Origin of the sequence: Novosphingobium flavum (assembly GCF_014230315.1) — a bacterium.
Lineage (GTDB): Bacteria > Pseudomonadota > Alphaproteobacteria > Sphingomonadales > Sphingomonadaceae > Novosphingobium > Novosphingobium flavum.
On sequence record NZ_JACLAW010000001.1, the window covers coordinates 430224 to 452882 of the forward strand.

A 22659-nucleotide genomic window follows, 5' to 3' on the forward strand; every position below is an offset into this window, starting at 1 on the left:
TGCTGAACGAACGTCCGGTTCGAGGGCACCTCACTTCATCTGCGAATGACCGACATGTCGAAGGACGGGCGACACTGTATCAGACCCGCTCGACGTTCAGGGGGATCTGCGGGCTAGCTACAAACGCGACTCATCCCTTTTCAAGTGAATGATGGTGAGCTATATATTTCACATGAAGGGCGGATATCATGAACGCATTCGCGAAGCCTACGCCTGATCGCAGCGTTGTGCTGTCAACCGCGGTCACGCGCGTTGCCGACCTATGGGGTCTCAGCAACACGAAGCTCGGCGCCGTTCTGGGGTTGTCTGGACCGACGATCTCGCGTCTGAAGCGGGGCGAAACCAAGCTCGATGTCGCGAGCAAATCCTTCGAAGCAGGCCAGTTTTTGGTCCGGCTATTTCGTAGCCTGGATGCCCTGTTGGGCAGCGATGACGACGCTGCCCGGCAGTGGCTCCAGACGCTGAACCTTGATTTGGGTGCCAGGCCGATCGAAGCGATTGAGACAATGCGTGGGTTGATTGCAGTTTGTGATTATGTGGACTTCTACCGCGCTCGCGTCTGAGCACCGACATTACGCTGGAGAAGTCTGGCGCGTCGTTGAAGCTCAGCACCGTATCTCGACCAACCGGCTGTCCATCAACCGGGATGAGCAGTCATTGTTGGAGGAGCTGATCGAGGAGATCAAACCTCGCCTTCCTGCGTCGGCGCATCATCTCGACTACTTGCTCGCCGCTCCGTTTCGTTACGGCCATGCCGGGGCCAGCCGCTTCCGCAAAAGCGGCGAGTTGCCCGGCATTTTCTACTCCGCCGAGACTGAAGAAACCGCTCTTGCCGAGGCTGCATATTGGCGTCTGCGGTTCCTTTCGCGTTCGCCGGGATTTCGTCCGCCGACCACTACTACGGAACACAGCAGCTTTCGAGTGGCCATCCGCTCGGAACGAGCTTTGGATTTGACCCTGCCGCCGTTCGATGAGCACGAGAAGGAGTGGACCGATCCGGTTGATTACACAGTATGTCAGCAACTGGCCGCCGAAGCTCGAATCGCCGGCACCGAGATACTCCGGACGAGGTCGGTCCGCGATGCGGCCGGCGGTTGCAATGTGGTGATACTGGATCCGGCTGCCTTCGTGGAACGTACACATCGGCTGGGTCGAACCTGGCACTTCCGATTCCAGGACGGCCGGCTCCTTGCCTTGGCGGCATTCCCTTCGCCTGACCAACTGGAATTCACCGCGGCAGGCTTCGGCCTCGACGAAGAGCGTTGAGAATCCTTCGGCTGTTCGACGCGGCCTGCTATTGCTTGCCGGTCGAGCTGTCTTCCCTCACGCGGCCTCCCACACCCGGTTCAGGATCTGCGCGGCGAGGGCAGCCTTGTCCTGCGGCAGGAAGCGGCCGTAGTGCAGGGCGACCGTCTCGGGCGTGTCCTGGATCGCATAGCTCGCCTGCTCGTAGGAGCCAGTCTGCTTGAGGATATGCGTTGCCAGCACGTCGCGCACGTTGTGCGGGCCGTGCGGCAGTAGTCCGGTGATCGCGCCGCGCCCAGTGTACGGGTTGGCGATGCCATAGCGCTGGATGGTCAGGCGCCACGCCTCGTAGAACGTGGTCTGGTTATAGGCGGCATCCCGGCTGGTGCGCTTGACCGTCTTGACGAACATCGTGCCGGGATCGGGTGCCCCGTTGAGCAGCGCCGCCCGGTACCGGGCGGCATAGGCCTCGATCCAACCGTAGAGGCCGCCGAGATCGGGCAAGACCAGCCGGAACGGCCGGCCGCCGAAGAACGAGGATCCGGCGTTTTTGAACGCCGCTGCAGGGATCAGAACCTCCCACCCGGCGTCACGTTCGCTCCAGCGTAGCTCCCCCCGGCGCCGCAGTTCGAGCTGGCGTTCGGAGGTGGGGACCGTGCCGCGCGGACAAAGCAGCAATTCGCGCAGGTTCTTTTGGCGCAGTCCGAGGTGAAGTCCGAGCCGCAGCATCAGGAATGCCCGCACCGCCTCGGCTGCCGCGCGGGGATAGCGCCGCTCATCCGGCATCAGACGCAGGATTTCCTCGGTGATCTTGCGGTACTCGCCGAGTGGGCTGTCGGCCTCGAGCACCGGCATGATCGGCTCGAACGGGTCGCGGTGTACCCGTACCACCCGCTGGATTTCCTTTGCGCGGCCCAGCGCATGCTGGTGGAACAGGTCGCAGGCCGCACCCCAGTCCTTCCGCGCCGCCGTAACTTCCGCTGCGGCAACCAGCCCCGGGATCGGCTTCAGATGACGGGCAAGTCCGGGCGACTGGCGCAGCCAGCCGGTATCGGTCCGGGTCAGGGCCATGCCGAGGTGGAGCATGTTGACCTCCCACACCGTGTAGAACTCGCGTCGCCGTTCGCGCCACTGCACGTACCAGTCCCACACCGCGGGAAAGACCAGCAGTCCCATCGTCAACGCGGCCCGGGGAAGGCCGAACCCTTTCACCGGATCAGATGGTGGGGCTGTAAGGGCGCCGAACAGCAGCCCGAGGTGTTCGACCTTCTGTAGGGCGGTGCTGTCTTTCCACACGCCGCTGCGCTGGAAGCCGATGTCGGTCAGGGTTGCGGTCTTGAACCGGATCAGTTCTGCCAACTCGTCTGCCAGCCGGCGCGGGGCGTCCATCGTGGCGGCCGCAAGCTCGGCCTCTACATCGTCGAGGGCGTGGCTCTCGTCGCTTTCGTTGGAGGGTGAGCGCTGCGATTTGTGCCCGGTGATCTCGGGAAAACGCACGGCGTAGCGGTGCCGGGATGCTTCCGCCTGAAACCGGCGGTAGTCGGTCGATCCGGATATGATGACCCGCCGCACCCACGAGAGGATTTCCTCGCGCTCGCGCGGTGGCCGACGGTCGAAATCATCCGGCAAGTGCCAGGCCATCCTCCGCTGCTCGGACGCGGCTATCCCCTTGAGCTTGCCGTGGCCGGTCGCTGCCCGCGCTCCCATGGGCAGCTTGGCCTGAAAATAGCCCGGGGGAAGACGATAGCGCTGCTCGATCTTGGCCAGAATGGCCAGGCTTCGGACCGACCGCGGGATCTTGTTGCCCGCGGCCCACTGCAGCAGTGTCGATCGCTCGACCCGAATACCTTGGTGGGTGAGGGCCTTATAGAGATGGCAGATCGAATCGCCATGACGGGAGACATGGAGTGCCAACGCTTCGTGAAAGCTGTCGGGCTCGAGCCAGTCAGTGGTCAGTGCTTCAGGGAACTCTGTCACCGCCTTGGGTTTGCGGCCGCGCCTGCGACCGGGGGCGGCTGGTGCTTGCACTGGGTCGGCCTGTTCGCCCGGCGGGGTCGTGATCTTCAAAGACATGGATTGGGAGAGGCTTGCCTGGATCCGAGTGGGCGGCGTCCCCTACAGGATTTCAGATGGGATGATAGTCAGGCTCCCGGAAGAATCTTGCCCGACGTCTGACGAGGGCAGGATTCGAACAGGCCGAAAACGCCCCTGAACGGCGGCATTCCGAGGGCTTTTTCCTTCCGGCGGTGCGCGAAAGTGATGGCCGCCAGCTGACCGCCACGATCTATTTGCCACGTTAGAAGTCACTTGTGAGGGTCTGTGAGCTCCGCCCGGCACCACTTCGGCAGATGTGACGGCGGTGCTGCCGCTCATGGATGCTTTCGTATCTCGAGTCGCGCGGGCCGCTATGTCTTCGGTGCGGCAGAAATTTCATGAAGCCGGAAATTAAATTACGAAAGCGGCGCGCTAGGACCTCATGTCGGTACGACAATACCCAAAGTCACCATAGTGCTTGATGGCCTCAAGCAAGAGGAGTACTGTAATCGTATTGGATTGATGAAGAGGAAATTCTTTGATCGTGGTCGGGTGTGATAATCTGTGATGAGTTTAAGTTCGGACGGCGCCGCATATTTCGAGAAGAGCTCGATCGAAATAGCGTTGCGGAATGCAAGAAAGCTGGGCACGCGAATGGCCCACTGGGTGGCGGAAATTGCGCGTTCGAAAATGATCAAAATGGTCGAGAAGGCGGGATTTGAATCGCTTTAGGCCTCCGTCCGCGATGCGGGGAGGCGGCCTATGCGTTCGAAAAAGAAAGTGGCTCCCTGAGTAGGATTCGAACCTACGGCCGCTCGATTAACAGTCGAGAGCTCTACCGCTGAGCTATCAGGGAGCAGCCCCGTCTCCGGGGCAGGGGTGCGCCTATATCACCGCTTTCGGGCATTGCAAGCGGTTAGCGCCGGGTTTTTTCACACCTGGAACTGTTCGGCGAAAATGCGTTCCTCCAGCGTCTTGCCGGCATCGAACAGCAGGGTCAGCCGGTGGTCGCGCGCGCTGGCGATATGGACTTCGGCAACGTCGCGGACTTCCTTCTGGTCCGCCACGGCGGCGACCGGGCGCTTGGCCGGTTCGCGGACCCGGAACGAAACCTTGGCGCTTTCCGGCAGGATCGCGCCCTTCCAGCGGCGCGGGCGGAACGGGCTGATCGGGGTGAGGGCGAGGAGGCGTGAGCCGAGCGGGAGAATCGGGCCATTGGCCGAGAGATTGTAGGCGGTGGAGCCGGCAGGGGTGGCCACCAGCACGCCATCGCCGGCCAGTTCCTGCATCCTCACCTTGCCGTTGATCGCCACTTCCAGCTTGGCCGACTGGCGGGTTTCGCGCAGCAGCGAGACCTCGTTGATGGCGTAGAAGTGGTGGTGCTGGCCGTCCTGGGTGATTGCGTCCATCTCCAAGGGGACGACCTCGACCTCGCGGGCACGGGTGACACGTTCGGCGATCGACCGCGAGGAGCTGTTGCGGTTGAGCATGAAGCCGACCGTGCCGAGGTTGATCCCGTAGCACGGCTTGACCGTGTTGGTGTCCATCATCTGGTGGAGGACGTGGAGCAGGAAGCCGTCGCCGCCGAGCACGACGATGGCATCGGCTTCTTCCTCGCTCACCCAGGGGTGCGAATCGCGCAGGGCATCGGCGCCTGCCTGGGCCTTGGCGCTGTCGGACACGATCAGGGCCAGCTTTTCGCGTTCTTTTTTCATGGTGCTCCTCAGCCGCGCCGCAAGGTTTATGGCGCGGGTGCGGGTTTGGCAACGAAGGTTGAGGCTTTCGCAACCCTCGATAACGTATGGGCAAGCGATGGACTCCCATGTTCCTTCGCTGTCCGCGGCGCGCGATGCGCTGACCGGGCTGCCGGGCCTCGATGCGGCAAGGAAGCAACTTGACGCCTGGGCGCTCGAAGCGCCGGCGCACGGCCTGCTGCTGGTCCTCTCGCGCCTGTCGGGGATCAACCTTGCCTTCGGCCGGAAGACCGGCGACGTGGCAATTGCCGAGGCGGCGGCCCGGCTGGTTCATTTCGCCGCGGCCGAATTCGACGGACCGTGGTTTGCCGCAAGGCTCGACGGCGGCTCGTTCCTGTTGCTGGCCCGCGAGCCGCTGAGCCGCGAGCGCTGGGAACTGCTGGGCGAGGGTCTGGCCGAGGCCATCGCCCGCCCGATTCCCGGCGGCGCGGCCACGCTGCGCCTGACCCCGCGCATCGCCCTGCTGCGCGCCATGCCGGGGGAGGGAGCCGAAAGCCTGCTCGACCGTTTGGGGCAGACCATGGCCGTACTCGAAAAACGTTCCGGCCGCCGCCTGCTCTGGGCCGACGGCGAAGTGGTCCGCCCGGGCCAGAGCGCGGCGGCGCTTGAGGCGGACCTGCTCGAAGCGCTCGACCGGGACGAGATCGAGATCCTGTTCCAGCCGCAGTTCAGCCTGCCGGACGGCGCGCTGACCGGGGCCGAGGCGCTGGCGCGGTGGAACCATCCCCGGCTCGGCAGGATCGGCGCGGGCGCTTTGTTCGCGCTGGCCGACCGGGCCGACCAGATGGCCCCGCTTTCCCAGCACATCGCGGCCAAGGCGCTGGCGCTCGCCACTCAGTGGCCCGAACCGCTGCGCCTGTCGCTCAACGTCACCTCGGCCGATCTGGCGGCGGCGAGCTTTGCGGAGAACATGGCCGCGATTGTTGCCGGGAGCGGCTTCGATCCGGCCCGGCTGACGCTGGAAGTGACCGAGCAGGCGCTGATCGCCGATATCGGGCAGGCGAGCCTTGCGCTCGCCCATATGGCCGAGAGCGGGGTGCGGATGGCGCTCGACGATTTCGGCGCGGGCTTCTGCAACTTCCGTTACCTCAAGCTGCTGCCGCTGCACTATCTCAAGCTCGACCGGTCGATGGTCGAGGGGATCACCCGCGATGCGCGTGACCTGGCCGTGCTGCGCGGGATCGTCGCCATGGCCCGCGCGCTCGGGCTCGAAGTGATCGCGGAAGGGGTGGAGGACGCGGCTCAGGAAGAGACTGCGGCGCGCGAGGGCTGCGGCTACGTGCAGGGCTTCCACCGTGCCCGGCCGATGGGGGCGGCGGCCTTCCTGCAGTTTGCCGAAGGCCGGGCGAGGGTGACACGAGTGTAACCCTGCCTTACCCGTTGGTCTTTCTCAAGTTATTGAAAATAAACGGACCCGCCGCGCGGTGCATGGGTGACACTTTTCCAACCACCTGCGCTTTAGCGGCCTGTGCGAAGGCGGTGAGCGACACTGTCAAAGAGCAGTGCGGATCATGGCATATCGGGGTGATGTAGGAAATGCGGTTGGCTCCGTGAGGGGGGAGGGGCATTGGCGGCCCGCTCCCTGCCCCTGGCCCTGCGACACCCGGCCCGATCTCACAGAGCGCGGAAGCGGAACCGCCTGAACGCCACGCTTCCGCTGCCCGCTGCGAAAAGTGCGGGCCTGAGGCTCAACAGATTGTCGACGGTGTTCGCGTTGTAGCCGGTCACCTCGCTGCGCACGCCGTGCCGGGTCCATGCCTTGCCATCGAGGCTGTAATGGAAGGTGACGATCTGGTGGTCGTTGGTGATCCGCATGTGCATCTTGCGCGCAGGCGGGGCCGGTTCGGGCCAATAGGACCGCTTCCCGCCGCGGTAGGTGGTCATGCGCTTTCCATCGATCCCCATGCCGAGGAACAGGCGGTCGTCGAAGAAGAGCAGAAGACCGCCCTCGGCCTCGCCGACAAGTTCCAGTTCGACTTCGATTTCGTAGGCCCGGTCGCCGACCTGCTGGGTCAAGGGGGAGCAGTCTGCCGGTCCGGTGCCCTTGCCCCGGAGGGTCAGGGTGCCATTTGCGAGCGATACGCGTCCGGCTTCTTTCGGCGCGCTCGCGTAGAGGCTCCATAGTCGTCCCAAGGCGTCCTGACCGAAGTCATCGGAATGAGGCATGCCGTGCGGCACGGCCTTCCCGGCGGGCTTGGTCAGGGGCCTCGACAGGTCGCCACCAGTCGCCCGGAACCAGCCGTCCTCGGTCCACTCGAGGGGTTCCAGCAGGGTCTGCCGCCCGAGTGTCTGGTAGCCGTTCTCATAGCCGTGATAGACTAGGTACCACCGCCCCCCGGGGCCCTCCACGCAGGTGGCGTGGCCGCGCGACCACCACAGTTCGGCTTCTGTCTTCGACCGCACGATTGGGTTGTGGGGGCAATGTTGCCAAGGACCATGGATCGAGCGGGAGCGTGCCACCACGATCATGTGGCCCGTTGCCGGGCCGCTGGTCCCGCCCACGGCGTTCACGAGATAGAAGTATTGGCCCCGCCGGAACAGCTTCGGGCCTTCCGGCGACCAGGCCTCGGTGATCCAGTCGTCCGGGTAGCGCCAGGCCTCGTAAGCCGTTTCGACCGGCCCGGCGGTGGCCAGTCCATCCGGCGCGAGCCGGACACGCTTGCCGTCGTTGAAGAAGAGATAGCGATGGCCATCCTCCCCGACGACATGGCCGGGGTCGATCAGGCCGCCGATGCCGAGGTCGATCGGATCGCTCCAGGGTCCTTCCATCGCGCTGGCGTGGATCACGTAGATGTTGGCGAAGCTGGCCAGCGGCGGGGACCAGGGCGCCTTCATGAAAGGGATGTAGATGAAGTAGCGGCCATCGTGCTTGGCGATGTCGACGGCAAAGACGGTGCCGATGGGCTTCGCCAGCGCCGGGCCGAGCGGACGCCAGTTCACAAGGTCGCGCGAGTGCCAGATCAGCAAACCCGGAGCGCCGTCGAACGACGAGTGCGTCATGTAGTAGTCGTCGCCGTCCTTGAGGACAGACGGGTCAGGGTAATCGCCCGGCAGCACGGGGTTCAGGTAGCGCCCGTCGCCGAGGTCGGCCTTGCGTTGCCCCTCGATGCCGCGAGCCCATTTCAGGTCGGCGGCGCCCGCCTGCGCGTTTGCCGCCACCGCGGTAGCCGCGGAGGGGCGCGCATAGTTCATGCCGGCGGCGGCAAATGAACCGGCGAGTCCAAGCTTGATTGCGGCGCGACGCGATTCCATGCGGCTCCCTCCCTTAATTAGAGGAGGTATTCTAATTGCAAGTTTTTGAAGCGGCAAGGCCGGTCCCGGATTTCAACAGAAAAACCCCGCCGGGACGGACCCGGCGGGGCTAGTTGGCGGGGTCTGCCGCCCCGCTAAACCGATGGTCTCAGTGCGCCGCGAGGGCCGCCAGCAGCAGCAGCGCGACGATGTTGGTGATCTTGATCATCGGGTTCACGGCCGGGCCCGCGGTGTCCTTGTAGGGATCGCCCACGGTGTCGCCGGTGACGGCGGCCTTGTGGGCATCGGAGCCCTTGCCGCCGTAGTGACCGTCTTCGATGTACTTCTTGGCATTGTCCCACGCACCGCCGCCCGAGGTCATCGAGAGGGCGACGAACAGGCCGCCGACGATCACGCCGAGGAGCAGGGCGCCCAGCGCCGCAAAGCCGTTGGCTTGCCCGGCCACGGCCGTGATCACGTAGTAGACCGCGATCGGGGCGAGGACCGGGAGCAGCGAGGGTACGATCATTTCCTTGATCGCGGCCTTGGTGACGAGATCGACCGTGCGGGCATAGTCGGGCTTGGAGGTCCCTTCCATGATCCCCTTGTTGCTGGCGAACTGCTCGCGCACGTCGACCACCACGTCGCCGGCGGCGCGGCCCACCGCGGTCATGCCCATCGACCCGAACAGGTAGGGCAGGAGCGCGCCGAGCAGCAGGCCGACGATGACGTAGGGGTTTTCGAGGGAAAAGTTCACCGGCACCGTGCTGAAAAACTCCTTCAGGTCGGTGGTGTAGGCGGCGAACAGCACCAGCGCCGCAAGGCCGGCCGAACCGATGGCATAGCCCTTGGTTACGGCCTTGGTGGTGTTGCCCACGGCATCGAGCGCGTCGGTCTTGGCGCGGACGGCATCGTCCAGCCCGGCCATTTCGGCAATGCCGCCGGCATTGTCGGTGACGGGCCCATAGGCGTCGAGCGCGACGACCATGCCGGCCAGCGCCAACATCGCCGTGGCCGCATAGGCGATGCCCATGAGGCCTGCGAGCTGATGGGCGATGATGATCCCGGCGACGATCACCAGCGTGGGAAGCGCGGTTGCCTCCATCGAGATGGCGAGGCCCTGGATCACGTTGGTGCCGTGGCCGGTGATCGAGGCCTTGGCGATCGACTTCACCGGGCGGAAATTGGTGCCGGTGTAGTATTCGGTAATCCAGATGATCAGGCCGGTGATGACGAGGCCGAGCAGCGAGCACCAGAACAGGTCCATGCCGGTGAACGGCTGGTCGGCAATGGTGGAGTTGAGATCGCCGCCGAGCGCGTAGGAAATGGCCCACCAGATCGCCGGGACCGAGAGCACCGCGGTGACCAGGAAGCCCTTGTACATCGCGCCCATGATGTTGTTCGAGCCGCCGAGGCGCACGAAATAGGTGCCGATGATCGAGGTGACGATGCAGACGCCGCCGATCAGCAGCGGCAGGGCCATCAGCGACATGAGCAGGCCGCCCGCGCCCTTCAGCGTGAGGGCGGTGAGCACCATGGTGGCGCCGACGGTGACCACGTAGGTCTCGAACAGGTCGGCGGCCATGCCGGCGCAGTCACCCACGTTGTCGCCCACGTTGTCGGCGATGACGGCGGGGTTGCGCGGATCGTCCTCGGGGATGCCGGCCTCCACCTTGCCGACGAGGTCGGCACCGACGTCGGCCGCCTTGGTGAAGATGCCGCCGCCGAGACGCGCGAAGATCGAGATCAGCGAGGCGCCGAAGGCGAGGGCGGTGAGCGCCTGGACCACGGTGCGGTCCTCACCCCCGACGGTGTAGCCGGCAACCTCGATGAGATACCAGTAGAAACCCGCGATCGCGAGGAGGGCGAGGCCCGCCACCAGCATGCCGGTGATCGCGCCGGCGCGGAAGGCGAGGGTGAGCCCGGCCTGGAGGCCCTGCTGGGCAGCGGCGGCGGTGCGCACGTTGGCGCGGACCGAGACGTTCATGCCGAGGAAGCCCGCCGCGCCCGAAAGCACGGAGCCCAAAACAAAACCGGCGGCCGAGATGCCGCCGAGCGTTGCGAAGATAATGGCGGCGACGACGACCCCGACGACCGCGATCGTGGAATATTGCCGTTTCAGGTAGGCCTGCGCCCCTTCCTGGATGGCCGCGGCGATTTCCTGCATCCGTTCGGTGCCCGCCGGCGCACCCAGTACCTGGCGGCTGGTAATGAAGCCGTAGACGACGGCCAACAGTCCCAGGACAATAGCTATCGTGACAAGGTTCACGCGCTGCCCTTCCCTTTAAGTGGAATCCTGACTCACCAAAAAAAGCGCCCCGCTTTTTGGCGCGGGGTCGCCTGGGGACGAAGGGCTATGGAGGAATTCAGGGGAGCGCAACCGTTAATCGGCGCTTCATCCCCTAGTGATGTTCGAAACCGAGTTTTTCGCCAGTATCGGGCGGCGTTCCATCGACCAGCAGGGTGCCCGCGGGGGCATCGCGCACTTCGCCGATGCAGGTTGCCGGCGCAGCCGGAGTCGCGCCGCGGGGGAGGGTGAACAGCAATTCGTAGTCGTCGCCCCAGCGCAGCGCCTCGGCGCGGCGGTCTTCCGGGCAGGCGAGGGGCACGGCTTTGCTGGCGAGCGCGAGGCACACGCCGCTGGCGCGGGCCATGCGCAGCGCGTCGAGCAGGAGGCCGTCGGACACGTCCATCATCGCGGTGACTTGCGGGGCGAGCGCGATGCCTTCGGCCAGCCGCGCCTCTGGGCGGCGATAGCGGGCGCTCTCGCCATGGCCGGAGCGCAGGGCTTCGAGGCCCACCATGGCCCCGCCCACGGCGCCGGTCAGCCAGACGCCGTCGCCGGCCTGCGCGCCGGAGCGCGAAGGCACGGGGCGGTGCGTGGCGCGGCCAAAGGCGGTGAGGCCAAGCACCTTGGGCCCGTCCCCGCCGACCGTGTCACCGCCGAGCAGGGGCGCGCGATAATGGTGGAGCGCCTCGCGCAGGCCGGCGATGAAGCGGGCGTCCTGCGCGCTTTCGCCCAATTGGTAGCCGAGCAGGACGCCGACCGGTTCGGCGCCCTTGGCGGCAAGGTCTGACAGGTTGGTGGCGACCAGCTTCCATGCCACGTCCGCCGGGTCCTGATCGGGCAGGAAATGGACCCCGGCGGCCATCATGTCGTGCGTGAGGACAAGAGCCTCGCCGCCAAAGTCGAGCACCGCGCAGTCATCGTTCAGCCCGCGCGCGGCCGGATTGTCGGCCAGGGCGCGCAAGGCGGCGATGAAGGCGAGCTCGCTGGTCAGCTGCGCACGGCTTTCGCTACGGCGTCGAGCACGCCGTTGACGAATTTGGCCTCCTTCGCGTCGAAGAAGGCGTGAGCGACGTCGAGGTATTCGCTGATCGCAGTGCCGGTGGGGACGTCCTTGCGGGCCATCAGTTCATAGGCCCCGGCGCGCAGGATCTGGAGCATGGTGCGGTCGAGCCGCTCCAGCTTCCAGCCGTCTGCCAGCTTGTCGGCCACGACGCCGTCGATCTCGTCGCGGCGGGCGATGGTGCCCTTCACCACGTCGTCGAAGAAGGCGACTTCGGCCTGGGCATATTGCGCGTCCTCGATCTCGGCGCCGAGGCGGTGGCGGTGAAACTCGTCGAGCAGCATGGGCAGTTGGGTCTGCTCCATCTCGAACTGGTAGAGCGCCTGAACCGCGGCGAGGCGGGCGGCGGCGCGGGCCTTGGAGCCGCTCTTCGCGCGCCCGGTCACTGGCCGAGCCTCACGGCGACCGAGCGGGCGTGAGCGGGCAGGCCCTCGGCTTCGGCAAGGGCAATGGCGGCGGGGCCGATGGCGGCGAGCGCGGCTTCGCTGGCGGCAAGGAAAGACGTACGCTTCATGAAATCCAGCACCGATAGGCCCGAGGCGAACCGCGCGCGGCGGCCCGTGGGCAGGACATGGTTGGGCCCGGCGAGATAGTCGCCGATGGCCTCGGGCGTGTGGCGGCCGAGGAAGGCCGAACCGGCATGGCGGATCGCGCGGAACAGGGCTTCCGGCTCGTCCACCGCGATTTCGACGTGTTCGGCGGCCAGCGCATTGGCGAGCGCCGGGGCTTCATCGAGGCTCTCGACCTCGATGATCACGCCGTGAGTGTTCCAGCTTTCGCTGGCGGTCTTGCCCGTGGGCAGCATGGCCAGTTCGATCCCGACCTGATCGGCGACGTGATCGGCGAAAACCGGATCGTCGGTGATCAGGATCGACTGGGCGGCGGGATCGTGCTCGGCCTGGCTGAGCAGGTCGGCGGCGATCCATTCGGGCTTGTTCTTACCATCGGCGATGACGAGGATCTCGCTCGGCCCGGCCACCATGTCGATCCCGACGACGCCGTAGAGCTGGCGCTTGGCCTCGGCCACCCAGGCATTCCCGGGGCCGGTGATGACGTCGACCGGCTTGATCCGGTCCGTGCCGTAAGCGAGCGCGCCGATCGCCTGCGCGCCGCCGATGCGCCAGACCTCATCCACCCCCGCGATATGGGCGGCGGCGAGGACCAGCTGGTTGACCTGGCCCTTGGGGGTGGGGGTGACGACGACCAGCCGTTCGACGCCCGCGACCTTGGCGGGAATGGCGTTCATCAGCAGCGAGGAGGGATAGGCTGCGCGGCCCCCCGGAACATAGAGCCCGGCGGCATCGACCGGGCGCCAGATCGCGCCGAGGCGCATGCCGACATGGTCGACATAGTCGCGGTCTTCCGGCTTCTGCGCTTCGTGATAGGCGCGGATGCGGGTGGCGGCGAGTTCGAGCGCGTCACGCAGTTCGGGCGTCAGGGCGTCGTAGGCGTCGCGGCAGGCCTGGGCGCTGATCCGCCAGTCGTCCTCATTCACGAGGGCGTGGCCATCGAACTTGCGGGTGAGTTCGGCCAGCGCCGCATCGCCGCGGTTCTTCACGTCGCCCAGGATGATCTGGACGTCGCGCGCGACATCGTCGTCGCTCTCGCGCCGGTCGCGCACCAGCCGGTCGAAGGCCTGGGCGAAGCCGGGATCGCGGGAGTTGAGGCGGAGCATCAGGCGGCGGCCTTGCTGGCGGCCAGCGCGCGGAAGCGCTCGACCAGCTCGGCCACGCGGCCATCGGTCTTGAGCGCGGCGCGGTTGACGATCAGGCGCGCGGAAACCGGCATGATCACGCTGGTCTCGACCAGGCCATTGTCCTTAAGCGTGCGGCCCGTGGAAACGAGATCGACGATCCGGCTGGCGAGGCCGAGGCTGGGGGCCAGTTCCATCGCGCCGTTGAGCTTGACCACCTCGGCCTGGATGCCCTTGCCCTCGAAGTGGCGGCGGGTCAGGCTGGGATACTTGGAGGCGACGCGCAGGTGGCTCACCGCGCCTTCGCGCTCAGCCGCGCCGACGGGTTCCGCCACCGACAGGCGGCAGTGGCCGATGTCGAGATCGACCGGCGCGTAGAGATCGGCATAGGCGAATTCTTCCACGACGTCGGAGCCGACGATGCCGACCTGCGCCGCGCCGTGAGCGACGAATGTGGCGACGTCAAACGCGCGCACGCGGATGATCCGCGTGTCGTCCGCCACACAGGCGAACGACAGGGCGCGCGAGTTCTTGTCGTGGAACTCGGCTTCGGGCACGACGCCAGCAGCCGCCATCAGCGGCAAGGCTTCGTCGAGGATACGGCCCTTGGGGACCGCGAAGGTCAGGGGTCTGGTCTCAACCGGCATGGGCGCCGCTTAGGCGGAGCGGAGGAAAAGGGCAAGGAATGGCGATGGGTCAGGACCAGCAAAAGGCGATCTCGATGGAGACGACCGATCCGGCCGAGGGGATCGCCTGGCAGGCGGACCATGCGCGCAACAACTCCGCGCCGATCACCGGCAAGGTCATCGAGGCCCTGCTGCCATTGCTGAACGGCGAAACGGCCGTGGGTCGGCGCATGGCGAACTGGCAGGGCAAGGTGCTGGAATCGGCCATGCCGCTCAGGCTTGCGGGTGGGCTGCACTGGCTCCACCTGTCGGGCGCGGACGCGCGGCTCGGACCGGTTTATGCGGACGAGGTGGCCGAGCAGGCGGCAATCGACGCGATCGTGGGCGCCGTGGTGGCTGATCACGATGCGGCGCTGCTGCCGTGGTTCGACGGGCCGCCGCAGACCAACGAGGCCGGGCGCTCATCCGCGATCATGGCCGGGTTGCTGTGGTTGTCCGGGCGGGTCGGGCCGAAGTTCGAACTGCTGGAAATCGGCTCCAGCGCCGGGGCCAATACGATGATCGAGCGATATGCCTATGATCTGGGCGGCGTTCGGGTGGGGCCGGAGCAATCGCCGGTGCTGATCCGTCCGGAATGGCGCGGCGCCCCGCCGCCTCGGGCGCCGGTCGAGATCGTCTCGATCAGGGGCTGCGACGTGGCGCCGATCGACCTTTCCGACGATGCGGCAGCGCTGCGGCTCAAGTCCTATGTCTGGGCGGAGATGACCGCGCGGCTGGAGCGGCTCGACGCGATCATCGCGCTCGCTCGCCAGCAGCCGCCCCGGATCGACCGGGCCGACGCGGCCGACTGGGTGGAGGCGCGGCTGGCCGAGCCGCAGGCCGAAGGCGTGACCCGGGTGCTCTATCATTCGATCGTCTGGCAATATCTGCCGGAAGCGGGCCGCGCGCGGATCGAGGCGGCGATGGCGCAGGCGGCCGCGCGGGCCACCCCGGAACGGCCGCTCGCGTGGATCATGCTGGAGACCAACCGGGCAACGTTCCGTCATGAACTAAGGGTGCGATACTGGCCGGGCGGGGATGAGGCTGCCCTGCTGGGCCAGGCTCATGCCCATGGACTGTGGGTCGAGTGGCTCGATCAGGGATAGGAAACGGTCGTCGCCACTTCGGGTAGGGGGATGAATTCCACCTCGTCGCCCGGCACCTTGGGGAAAAGTCCGCCCTTCCAGTCGGCCTTGGCCTGCTGGATCCGTTCGCGCGAGGAGGAGACGAAGTTCCACCAGACGTAACGCCGGGTCGGGAAAGCTGCGCCGCCCAGCAGCATGATGCGCCCGCCGGCCTGCGAGGTCAGGGCCAGCTTCGCGTGGGGTGCCAGCACGGTCAGGGTGTAGAGTTCGAGCGGATGGCCATCGACCGAGGCTTCGCCGCCGACCAGCATGACCGCGCGTTCGTCGGCGTCGTCGTCGAGTGGGATCGACCCGCCCGGGGCGAGGACGATCTCGGCGTAGATCGTGTCGGAATGGCAGGTCGTGGCGGCACGGCGGCCCCAGAGCGAGCCCATGATGACCCGGGCGGTTGCGCAGGTGTCTTCGACCAGCGGGAGGTCGATCTGCGTTTCGAAAGCCGGGGCGATTTCCTCCTTGCCGTCGGGCAGGGCCAGCCAGGTCTGCATTCCGTAGAGGTGCGGACCGTCGACCCGTTCGGTCGCGGGGGAGCGCTCGGAATGGACGATGCCCGAGCCCGCCGTCATCAGGTTGACCTGCCCGGGGCGGATCGTGGCGAAGGAGCCGAGACTGTCGCGGTGGTCGATCGCCCCTTCGAACAGCCAGGTGACGGTGGCGAGGTTGATGTGGGGGTGGGGGCGGACGTCCATCGCCTTGCCGGGCGGCAGGTGGGCGGGGCCGAACTGGTCAACGAAGATGAAGGGGCCGACCATGGTCCGCTGCTTGCCGGGAATGGCGCGGCGGACCTGAAAGGCGCCGAGATCGTGCGTGACGGGGGTGATCGTCTCGATGATCGGTTCGCTCATGGCTTACTCTCCCGGTGCCCGTGCCTTGATGGCGAGGGCATGGACGCGCTGGCCGGGCAGATCGCCCAGTGCGGCGTTGACCATCCGCTGGCGCTGCAGGCGGGATATGCCGGCAAAAGCCGCGCTCTCGATCTCCACGGTGAAGTGGCTTTCGCCCGTGCCGTCGTCACCCAGATGGCCGTGGTGTTTCGCGCTGTCGTTGATCACGGCGAGGTGGGTGGGGGCAAAGGCCAGCTGGAGCAGTTGGCTGATTTCTTGGGCGATTGGTCCGGTCATGTCTTCCCTTCTAGGACGAAAATGCCCATTTGCGAAAGCCATGAGACACGACAGGTTCCACGGCCGCGTTGGCCAGGGCGGGGACGGTCCCCGGCGGGGGTGCGATCGGCCCGGCTGCGACGAGCAGGGCGAGTTTCGCGCGCCCGGAAATCGCGCTCACGGCTTTGACGGGCCGGGCGAATACCGCTGGTTCTGCCTTGATCACGTGCGCGAATTCAATGCCGGCTACGACTGGTTTGAAGGCATGAGTGCGGAGGAGATCTTCGCAGCCCAGCATCCCATGGCCGGGTGGGAGCCCGAATCGCGCGCCTTTCGCCCGACGGCGGGCGTCGATCACGCGCCGCGCTGGGCTGACTTCAAGGACCCGCTCGACGCGATCAACCAGCGGGCGCGGGCGTTTCGGCCGCAACAGCGGCCCGATGGGCGCTTGCTGACGCAAGAAGAGCGGCGGGCCTTCGAGGCGCTGGGCCTTGCGCCGGATGCGGACAGGAAGGCGCTGCGCGCGCGTTATTCGCAGCTGGTGCGGCGGTATCACCCCGATCGCAATGGCGGGGATCGGTCGCTGGAGAGCAAGCTGCAAGGGGTGGTGGAGGCTTACAACCTGCTGAAGGGTTCCGCCTTGTTCGAGTGACGTTCCGCGTTCGGCACTGGATTGCTTCGCTGCGCTCGCAATGACGAGTGAGCAGGGGCTCAGGGGTTTTCGCAGAGGGCGGCGAGTTGGTCGGCGCAGGCGCCCCAGCCTTGTTCGAAGCCCATTTCTGCATGTTTGTTCCGGGCTTCGTCGGTCCAGTGGCGGGCCGTGGCGGTGTAGCGGGTGCCTTCACCTTCGGGGGTGACTTCCCAGATGCCGATCATGAAGGGGCCGGCCGGCTGGAGGTCGGGCGTTACCGCGTCGGTCGAGGCGAAGCGGCGGCCTTCCTCCCAGGCGAGGAACAAGCCGCCGTGTTCGTGCACCTCGCCGTCGGGGCCGTACATCGTGGTCCATGACGAGCCGCCGGGGCGGCGGTCCCACTGCGAGACGTCGGCGCGCCAGGGCACGGGGCACCACCATTCGCCGGTGCGGTGGGCCATGATTTCCCAGACCTTGTCGGTCGGCGCGGCGATGAAGCGGGTGATGGTAAGGTCGTGCATTTCGGGTCCTTTCAGTCCCGGTCCGGCGCGCCGAGGGGGAACCAAGCGCGGAACGGGCGGGCGTCCTCGACGCAGCGGGAGACCGCGGGCAAGGTGAGAAGATGGGCGCGCCAGCGGGCGAGGCGGGGGAAGCGGCGGTCGATCTGGTGGACCCAGTCGGCATAGAACAGCGAGGGGGCGGCCGCGCATTCGACCAGCGTGATGCCGAGCGGCGGGTCGTAAGTGTCGAGCCAGTTCTCCAGCCAGGCATAGACCCGCTCGAGCTTCTCGTTCACCCGGGCGAGCACTTCCGGATCGGGCGCGCCGGGATTGCGGATGGCCGCGACCACGCTCTCCTGCATCATGTTCATCACGTAGTTGTCGAAAACCCGGTCCATCATTCGGGTGCGGATCGCGGCGGCGGGATCGGCGGGAACGAAGCGGTTGGGTCCGGGGTGGAAGGCATCGAGATGGTCGATGATCGCGCTCGATTCGAACACCACCGTCTCGCCGTCCTGCAGGACGGGGAACTTGCCCATCGGCCCGGCGGCCTGGACGAAGGCGGTGTTTTCCGGCTGGTCGGGTCCGACCGAACGGAACTCGAACGGGGTCTCGTTGGCGTAGAGCGGGATCAGCGCCTTCCAGGTGTAGGACGAGAACAGGTGACCATAGAGCGCCAGCACCGGATCAGCCCTTCAGCGCCGCTTCGATCGCGGCGATGTCGATCTTGTGCATGGTCATCATCGCCTCGAAGGCGCGCTTGGAAGCGGCGCGGTCGGGATTGCCGAGCGCCTCGATCAGGATGCGGGGGGTGATCTGCCAGTTCATGCCCCACTTGTCCTTGCACCAGCCGCAGGCCGATTCTCGCCCGCCATTGCCGACGATGGCGTTCCAGTAGCGGTCGGTCTCTTCCTGGCTGTCGGTCAGGACCTGGAAGGAAAAGGCCTCGGTCTGCGGGAAGGCCGGTCCGCCATTGAGGCCGACGCAGCGCACGCCCAGCACGGTGAAATCGACCGTGATCGCGTCGCCCTCCTTGCCGCTCGGAAAGTCGGCCGGGGCGCGGTGGGCGGTGCCGACCGAGCTGTTCGGGAAGGTCTCGGCATAGAAGCGGGCGGCCTCTTCGGCGGCGCCGTCGTACCACAGGCAGATGATTGCTTCGGTCATTTCTTCATGTCCTCGATCAGCGCGTTGTCGATCGCCTTGGCGGCCTTGTAGGCGTTGCGCGCCTGGATGCGCTCGGCATAGGCGACGAAATCGACGCTTGGCGGGATCGTGCCGAAGGTCAGCCCCCAGTCGACATGGCTGCCGACATAGACGTCGGCCATGGTGAAGCGTTCGCCGCAGACCCAGTCGCGCCCGTCAACGAAGAGGCTTTCCAGCGTCTTGATCGTGCGGGCGTAGGAGCCGAACCCGGCCATGCCTTCGGCCCGCGCATCCTTGGGCTCGAAGCCCATCGAGCGGGCGGTGATCGCCTGTTCCAGCGGGCCGGCGGCGAAGAACATCCAGCGGAAATAGTCTGCCCGCTCCAGCTCGTGCGGGGCGAGTTCGGCGCCGGGGTGTTCTTCGGCGAGGTAGGCGCAGATGGCGGCGCATTCGGTGATCACCCGGTCCCCGTCAAGCGCGTGGTGGACGATGGTCGGCACCTTGCCCATGGGGTTGGCCGCGAGCAGGCCGGCCGGCTTGTTCGTCCAGTCGACCAGCACCTGTTCGTATTCGGCGCCGGCCTCGTGCAAGGCCCAGCGGGCGATCTGGGCGCGGCTCATCGGGTTGGTGTAGAAGGTATATTCGGCCATCGCGCTCAGTCCCCCTTCGGTCCGACCACCCCGAACACGGCGCCGGCCGGGTCGGTGGCGATCACGATCCAGTCTCCGCCCGGCACTTCCATCGGGCCGCGCAGCACCGTGCCGCCATTTTCCTCGATCGCCAAGCGGGCCGCGCTGGTCGAGGCCACGCCGATGTAGGGCAGCCACAGAGGCGGCTGTTCCGGCTGCTGTTGCATGATCGCGCCCAGCGTCTGGCCGTGGTGGTCGATGAAGCAATAGTCGCCCATCGGGCCCATCGGCATCGAATTGTTGAACTCGAAGCCGAAATGGAAGGCGTAGAAGGCCTTGGCGCCTTCGAGGTCGGGGCTGGCCAGCTCGTTCCAGCGCACGTGCTGCGGCTCGGTGACCGAGAAGACGTCGCTCTTCGCCTCGGGCTTGCCGGGCGGGGGCGCCGGGGTCATCACGTAGAACGGCACGCCCTGCGGGTCGGTGACCATGGCGAAGCTGCCTTGCGGGATGGTGTTCTTGGGCATCAGCACCTTGCCGCCATCGTCGAGGATCGCGGTCACGGCCTGGTCAACGTCCGTCACGTAGAGATAGGGCACCCAAGCGGGCCGGGCGCCGTGCGCCGCCATGTCGTCGGACAGCTGGAGAATGCCGCCGTTCATCCCGCCGTCGGCGCGGCCGATGAAGCGGTAGTCGAGCGGCGCGGCCGGATCTTTCGGCGAGACGGACCAGCCGATCACGGCGCCGTAGAAGCTGCTCGCCGCATCGGCGTCGGTGGTCATCAGTTCATACCAGATGAAGCTGCCCACGGGATTGCCCATCACTTGCCTCCCAGTTCGAGGACCGGCGCGAAACCGCCGTAGATCATGCGCTTGCCGTCAAAGGGCATCTGCGTGTCGGCGCCGGCGAAGGTTCCGTCCTTCATCATCGCCTCCATCCGGGCATGGCCCGCATCGCGGGTTGCCTTGTCGGGCCATTCGATCCACGAGAAGCACACCGTTTCCTCGTCGGTCGCCTGGACCGCGCGGCGAAAGTCGGTGAGCTTGCCATCGGGCACCTGGTCGCCCCAGCATTCCACGATCCGCAGTGCGCCCTGCTCCATGATGATCGTATCGAAGATGCGGGCATGTTCGACGAAGCTGTCCCGGTTCGCGCTGGGTACGGCAATAACGAAACCATCGATGTATGACATGGCGGGCCTCCTCTCGGCTCGGGCTTCTCAGGAACTGACGTGCGGCACTTCCTGCTGCCCAGAGGCAACAACGGGGTCCATCCACATTGGCTCCCACACATGGCCATCGGGATCGGCGAAAGACCGGCTCATCATGAAGCCATAGTCCTGCGGCGGATTGACGTCGACCGTGCCGCCGTTCGCCGCTGCCGTGGCGGCGAGGGCATCGACTTCCTCGCGGCTGTCGAAATTGATGCAGAGCATGACCTCGCTCGACCCGGTGTCGGGGATCGGGCGGGTGGTGAAGCCGCGCCATTTCTCGTGCGTGAGGAGCATGACCACGATCGTGTCGCTCCACTGCATGGCGGCTGCCGTTTCGTCGGTGAAACGCGGTTCGTTGACGAAGCCGAGCGCGGAATAGAACGCCATGGCGCGGGGCAGGTCGGCCACCGGCAGGTTTATGAAGCACATCTTGGGCATCGGCCGTTCTCCCGCTTTCGATTCCAGCGTTGGCGATTCTTGGGTGGCGAATCGTTCTTTCTTGCCGAAGGTCTCACCGTGAGTTACAAAACACAACTATCAAATAGGGAAATGTAACTTGCAGGGTCCATTAGGTGACTGAACAGTTGCAAAAAGTTACCAACATGCACGGCCGCTGGTATGACGATGCCTGCGGTGCGGCCTTTGCGCTCGAACTGGTGGGCGAGCGCTGGGCCCTGCTGGTGGTGCGCGAGCTTATGCTCGGCGCAAGGCGTTTCAGTGACATAAGAGCCAGCCTGCCCGGTATCAGCGCCAAGACGCTGACCGACAAGCTCGCCTGGCTGGAAGAGATCGGGGTGGTTGAACGGACCATCCTGCCGCCGCCCGCCGCCTCGCGCGTTTACGGCCTGACCGAGTGGGGCCGGGGGCTGGAGGAGGTGCTTCAGGTGCTCGGGCGCTGGGCGGTGCAATCGCCGCTTCACGATCCCACGCTGCCGTTCAGCGCGGTCTCTTTCCTGCTCTCCCTGCGCACGATGTTCGATCCTCTTGCCGCGGCGGGCGAGGACATGTGGATCGGCTTCGAGATCGGGCCGGAGCACTATGTCGCCCGCCTTCGCGCCGGCACGCTTTCGGTTCACCGGGCGGTGACCCCGCTCGCGGCCCCGGCGCTGCGCTTCTCCGCGCCTACGGCGGGCGATTTCCTGCCCGTTTTCTATGGCAAGCGCAGCCCCGAAGAGGCTGGAGGCCGGTTGACGATCGAGGGCGACCCCGATGTGGCGCGGCGCTTCATCGCCCTGTTCGGATTGCCGCCGAAGGTCTAAGGCGAATTACGGCCCCAAAGCTTATTGCGGCGCAGCGCTCCATCCCCTAGCACGGCCGGTGATGACCGAGATGAGCCCGATGCAACCTGACAGCCGCGACAACACGATCCTCTCCGCGCCCGACATCGAAATCGACGTGCGCGAAACCTTCGGGATCGACATCGACATGAAGGTTCCGGCCTTTTCCAAGGCCGACGAGCGCGTGCCCGACCGGGACGAGACCTATGTGTTCGACCCGGACACCACGCTGGCGATCCTTGCGGGCTTTGCCTTCAATCGCCGCGTCATGGTCCAGGGCTATCACGGCACCGGCAAGTCGACTCACATCGAGCAGGTCGCCGCGCGGCTCAACTGGCCCTGCATCCGCATCAACCTCGACGCGCACATCAGCCGCATCGACCTGATCGGGCGCGATGCCATCGTCCTGCGCGACGGGCTGCAGGTCACCGAATTCCGCGAAGGCCTGCTGCCCTGGGCGCTTCAGCGCCCGGTGGCGCTGGTGTTCGATGAATACGACGCGGGCCGCCCCGACGTGATGTTCGTGATCCAGCGCGTGCTGGAGACCGAGGGCAAGCTGACCCTGCTCGACCAGAACCGGGTGATCCGCCCGAACGGGTTCTTCCGCCTTTTTGCCACGGCCAACACTGTCGGCCTCGGCGATACTTCGGGCCTCTATCACGGCACCCAGGCGATCAACCAGGGCCAGATGGACCGCTGGAACCTCGTCGTCGGCCTCAACTATCTGCCGCACGCGGTGGAAACCGAGATCGTCAGCAAGAAGGTGCCCGGCATCGCTGCCGATACCATCGGGGCCATGGTCCGCGTGGCCGAACTGACCCGTACCGGCTTCATCAACGGCGATATCTCGACCGTGATGAGCCCGCGCACCGTCATTACCTGGGCGCAGAACTCGGAAATCTTCAAGGACCCGGGCTTTGCCTTCCGTCTCTCGTTCCTCAACAAGTGCGACGAGACCGAGCGGATGCTGGTGGCCGAGTATTACCAGCGGGTGTTCGGGCAGGACCTGCCGGAGAGCGTGGTCGGGCGGGGGTGAGGCTTTCCCGGGCTGTTCG

The 22659-nt window shown here is 66.2% G+C and carries 24 protein-coding genes and 1 tRNA gene; 7 read left to right on the forward strand and 18 right to left on the reverse strand.

Annotated features, from left to right (window positions below; translation table 11 throughout):
* Positions 1-188: 188 nt before the first annotated feature.
* Both H7F51_RS01815 and H7F51_RS01820 read left to right on the forward strand, forming a co-directional pair.
* The gene (locus H7F51_RS01815) at positions 189-563 is read left to right on the forward strand and encodes an MbcA/ParS/Xre antitoxin family protein (protein WP_185662483.1); all 375 of its coding nucleotides are present in this window, start codon (positions 189-191) and stop codon (positions 561-563) included.
* Positions 529-1266, forward strand: coding sequence for an RES family NAD+ phosphorylase (locus tag H7F51_RS01820; protein WP_343061170.1), 738 nt, complete (start codon positions 529-531; stop codon positions 1264-1266). Before H7F51_RS01815 ends, H7F51_RS01820 begins: the two co-directional genes overlap by 35 nt.
* 57 nt (positions 1267-1323) lie before the next feature.
* Here the strand turns inward: H7F51_RS01820 and H7F51_RS01825 are convergent, their stop codons facing one another.
* The 3 genes from H7F51_RS01825 to H7F51_RS01835 all read right to left on the reverse strand — a co-directional run bounded on the left by H7F51_RS01825 (position 1324) and on the right by H7F51_RS01835 (position 4994).
* Positions 1324-3312 carry a hypothetical protein gene (locus tag H7F51_RS01825; RefSeq protein ID WP_246447585.1) on the reverse strand — a complete coding sequence of 663 codons (1989 nt, stop codon included), beginning with the start codon at positions 3310-3312 and terminating at the stop codon, positions 1324-1326.
* A gap of 748 nt (positions 3313-4060) precedes the next feature.
* Positions 4061-4135 (reverse strand) — tRNA-Asn (locus H7F51_RS01830).
* Positions 4136-4211: 76 nt separating this feature from the next.
* On the reverse strand, positions 4212-4994 hold the full coding sequence (locus tag H7F51_RS01835; RefSeq protein WP_246447586.1) for an NAD kinase: 783 nt from the start codon (positions 4992-4994) through the stop codon (positions 4212-4214).
* 97 nt (positions 4995-5091) lie between these two features.
* On the opposite strand from H7F51_RS01835, the gene H7F51_RS01840 reads away from it, so the two are divergent.
* Positions 5092-6399, forward strand: coding sequence for a bifunctional diguanylate cyclase/phosphodiesterase (locus tag H7F51_RS01840; RefSeq protein WP_185662484.1), 1308 nt, complete (start codon positions 5092-5094; stop codon positions 6397-6399).
* 248 nt (positions 6400-6647) lie between these two features.
* On the opposite strand, the gene H7F51_RS01845 is transcribed toward H7F51_RS01840, so the two are convergent.
* The 6 genes from H7F51_RS01845 to hisG form a co-directional block, all read right to left on the reverse strand.
* Complete coding sequence (locus H7F51_RS01845) at positions 6648-8285, reverse strand: family 43 glycosylhydrolase (RefSeq protein WP_185662485.1); 1638 nt, start codon at positions 8283-8285, stop codon at positions 6648-6650.
* Positions 8286-8433: 148 nt separating this feature from the next.
* Positions 8434-10533, reverse strand: a complete 2100-nt coding sequence (locus H7F51_RS01850; protein WP_185662486.1) for a sodium-translocating pyrophosphatase — start codon at positions 10531-10533, stop codon at positions 8434-8436.
* 133 nt (positions 10534-10666) lie between these two features.
* Positions 10667-11545 carry a thiamine-phosphate kinase gene (thiL, locus tag H7F51_RS01855; RefSeq protein ID WP_185662553.1) on the reverse strand — a complete coding sequence of 293 codons (879 nt, stop codon included), beginning with the start codon at positions 11543-11545 and terminating at the stop codon, positions 10667-10669.
* Complete coding sequence (nusB, locus tag H7F51_RS01860) at positions 11542-12000, reverse strand: transcription antitermination factor NusB (RefSeq protein WP_185662487.1); 459 nt, start codon at positions 11998-12000, stop codon at positions 11542-11544. Before nusB ends, thiL begins: the two co-directional genes overlap by 4 nt.
* Complete coding sequence (gene hisD, locus H7F51_RS01865) at positions 11997-13289, reverse strand: histidinol dehydrogenase (protein ID WP_185662488.1); 1293 nt, start codon at positions 13287-13289, stop codon at positions 11997-11999. The genes nusB and hisD overlap by 4 nt, the downstream gene beginning before the upstream one ends.
* The gene (gene hisG, locus H7F51_RS01870; protein WP_185662489.1) at positions 13289-13954 is read right to left on the reverse strand and encodes an ATP phosphoribosyltransferase; all 666 of its coding nucleotides are present in this window, start codon (positions 13952-13954) and stop codon (positions 13289-13291) included. The genes hisD and hisG overlap by 1 nt, the downstream gene beginning before the upstream one ends.
* Before the next feature lie 44 nt (positions 13955-13998).
* Between hisG and H7F51_RS01875 the strand changes: the two genes are divergently transcribed.
* Positions 13999-15078, forward strand: a complete 1080-nt coding sequence (locus H7F51_RS01875) for a DUF2332 domain-containing protein (RefSeq protein WP_185662490.1) — start codon at positions 13999-14001, stop codon at positions 15076-15078.
* Here the strand turns inward: H7F51_RS01875 and H7F51_RS01880 are convergent.
* Together H7F51_RS01880 and H7F51_RS01885 are read right to left on the reverse strand one after the other, a co-directional pair.
* Complete coding sequence (locus H7F51_RS01880) at positions 15069-15959, reverse strand: pirin family protein (RefSeq protein WP_185662491.1); 891 nt, start codon at positions 15957-15959, stop codon at positions 15069-15071. The genes H7F51_RS01875 and H7F51_RS01880 overlap by 10 nt on opposite strands.
* A gap of 3 nt (positions 15960-15962) precedes the next feature.
* Positions 15963-16235: a BolA family protein gene (locus H7F51_RS01885; protein WP_185662492.1), complete on the reverse strand. Its 273-nt coding sequence runs from the start codon at positions 16233-16235 to the stop codon at positions 15963-15965.
* A 40-nt stretch (positions 16236-16275) separates the two neighbouring features.
* Between H7F51_RS01885 and H7F51_RS01890 the strand changes: the two genes are divergently transcribed.
* Positions 16276-16866, forward strand: a complete 591-nt coding sequence (locus H7F51_RS01890; protein WP_185662493.1) for a J domain-containing protein — start codon at positions 16276-16278, stop codon at positions 16864-16866.
* Between the two features lie 59 nt (positions 16867-16925).
* On the opposite strand, the gene H7F51_RS01895 is transcribed toward H7F51_RS01890, so the two are convergent.
* From H7F51_RS01895 to H7F51_RS01925, 7 genes are read right to left on the reverse strand one after another with little or no spacing between them, the layout of a single operon-like run.
* Positions 16926-17366 carry an SRPBCC domain-containing protein gene (locus H7F51_RS01895; protein WP_185662494.1) on the reverse strand — a complete coding sequence of 147 codons (441 nt, stop codon included), beginning with the start codon at positions 17364-17366 and terminating at the stop codon, positions 16926-16928.
* An 11-nt stretch (positions 17367-17377) separates the two neighbouring features.
* Positions 17378-18028, reverse strand: coding sequence for a glutathione S-transferase N-terminal domain-containing protein (locus tag H7F51_RS01900; RefSeq protein ID WP_185662495.1), 651 nt, complete (start codon positions 18026-18028; stop codon positions 17378-17380).
* 4 nt (positions 18029-18032) lie between these two features.
* On the reverse strand, positions 18033-18509 hold the full coding sequence (locus H7F51_RS01905) for a VOC family protein (RefSeq protein WP_185662496.1): 477 nt from the start codon (positions 18507-18509) through the stop codon (positions 18033-18035).
* On the reverse strand, positions 18506-19138 hold the full coding sequence (locus tag H7F51_RS01910; protein ID WP_185662497.1) for a glutathione S-transferase family protein: 633 nt from the start codon (positions 19136-19138) through the stop codon (positions 18506-18508). Before H7F51_RS01910 ends, H7F51_RS01905 begins: the two co-directional genes overlap by 4 nt.
* 5 nt (positions 19139-19143) lie before the next feature.
* On the reverse strand, positions 19144-19935 hold the full coding sequence (locus tag H7F51_RS01915) for a VOC family protein (protein ID WP_185662498.1): 792 nt from the start codon (positions 19933-19935) through the stop codon (positions 19144-19146).
* Entirely contained in the window at positions 19935-20306 is a 372-nt protein-coding gene (locus tag H7F51_RS01920; protein WP_185662499.1) for a DUF1428 domain-containing protein, read from the reverse strand. The genes H7F51_RS01915 and H7F51_RS01920 overlap by 1 nt, the downstream gene beginning before the upstream one ends.
* A 27-nt stretch (positions 20307-20333) precedes the next feature.
* Positions 20334-20765, reverse strand: coding sequence for a VOC family protein (locus H7F51_RS01925; protein WP_185662500.1), 432 nt, complete (start codon positions 20763-20765; stop codon positions 20334-20336).
* Positions 20766-20899: 134 nt separating this feature from the next.
* Between H7F51_RS01925 and H7F51_RS01930 the strand changes: the two genes are divergently transcribed.
* Both H7F51_RS01930 and cobS read left to right on the forward strand, forming a co-directional pair.
* The gene (locus H7F51_RS01930; RefSeq protein WP_343061167.1) at positions 20900-21586 is read left to right on the forward strand and encodes a winged helix-turn-helix transcriptional regulator; all 687 of its coding nucleotides are present in this window, start codon (positions 20900-20902) and stop codon (positions 21584-21586) included.
* 61 nt (positions 21587-21647) lie between these two features.
* Positions 21648-22640, forward strand: a complete 993-nt coding sequence (gene cobS / locus H7F51_RS01935) for a cobaltochelatase subunit CobS (RefSeq protein WP_185662501.1) — start codon at positions 21648-21650, stop codon at positions 22638-22640.
* Positions 22641-22659 lie beyond the last annotated feature (19 nt).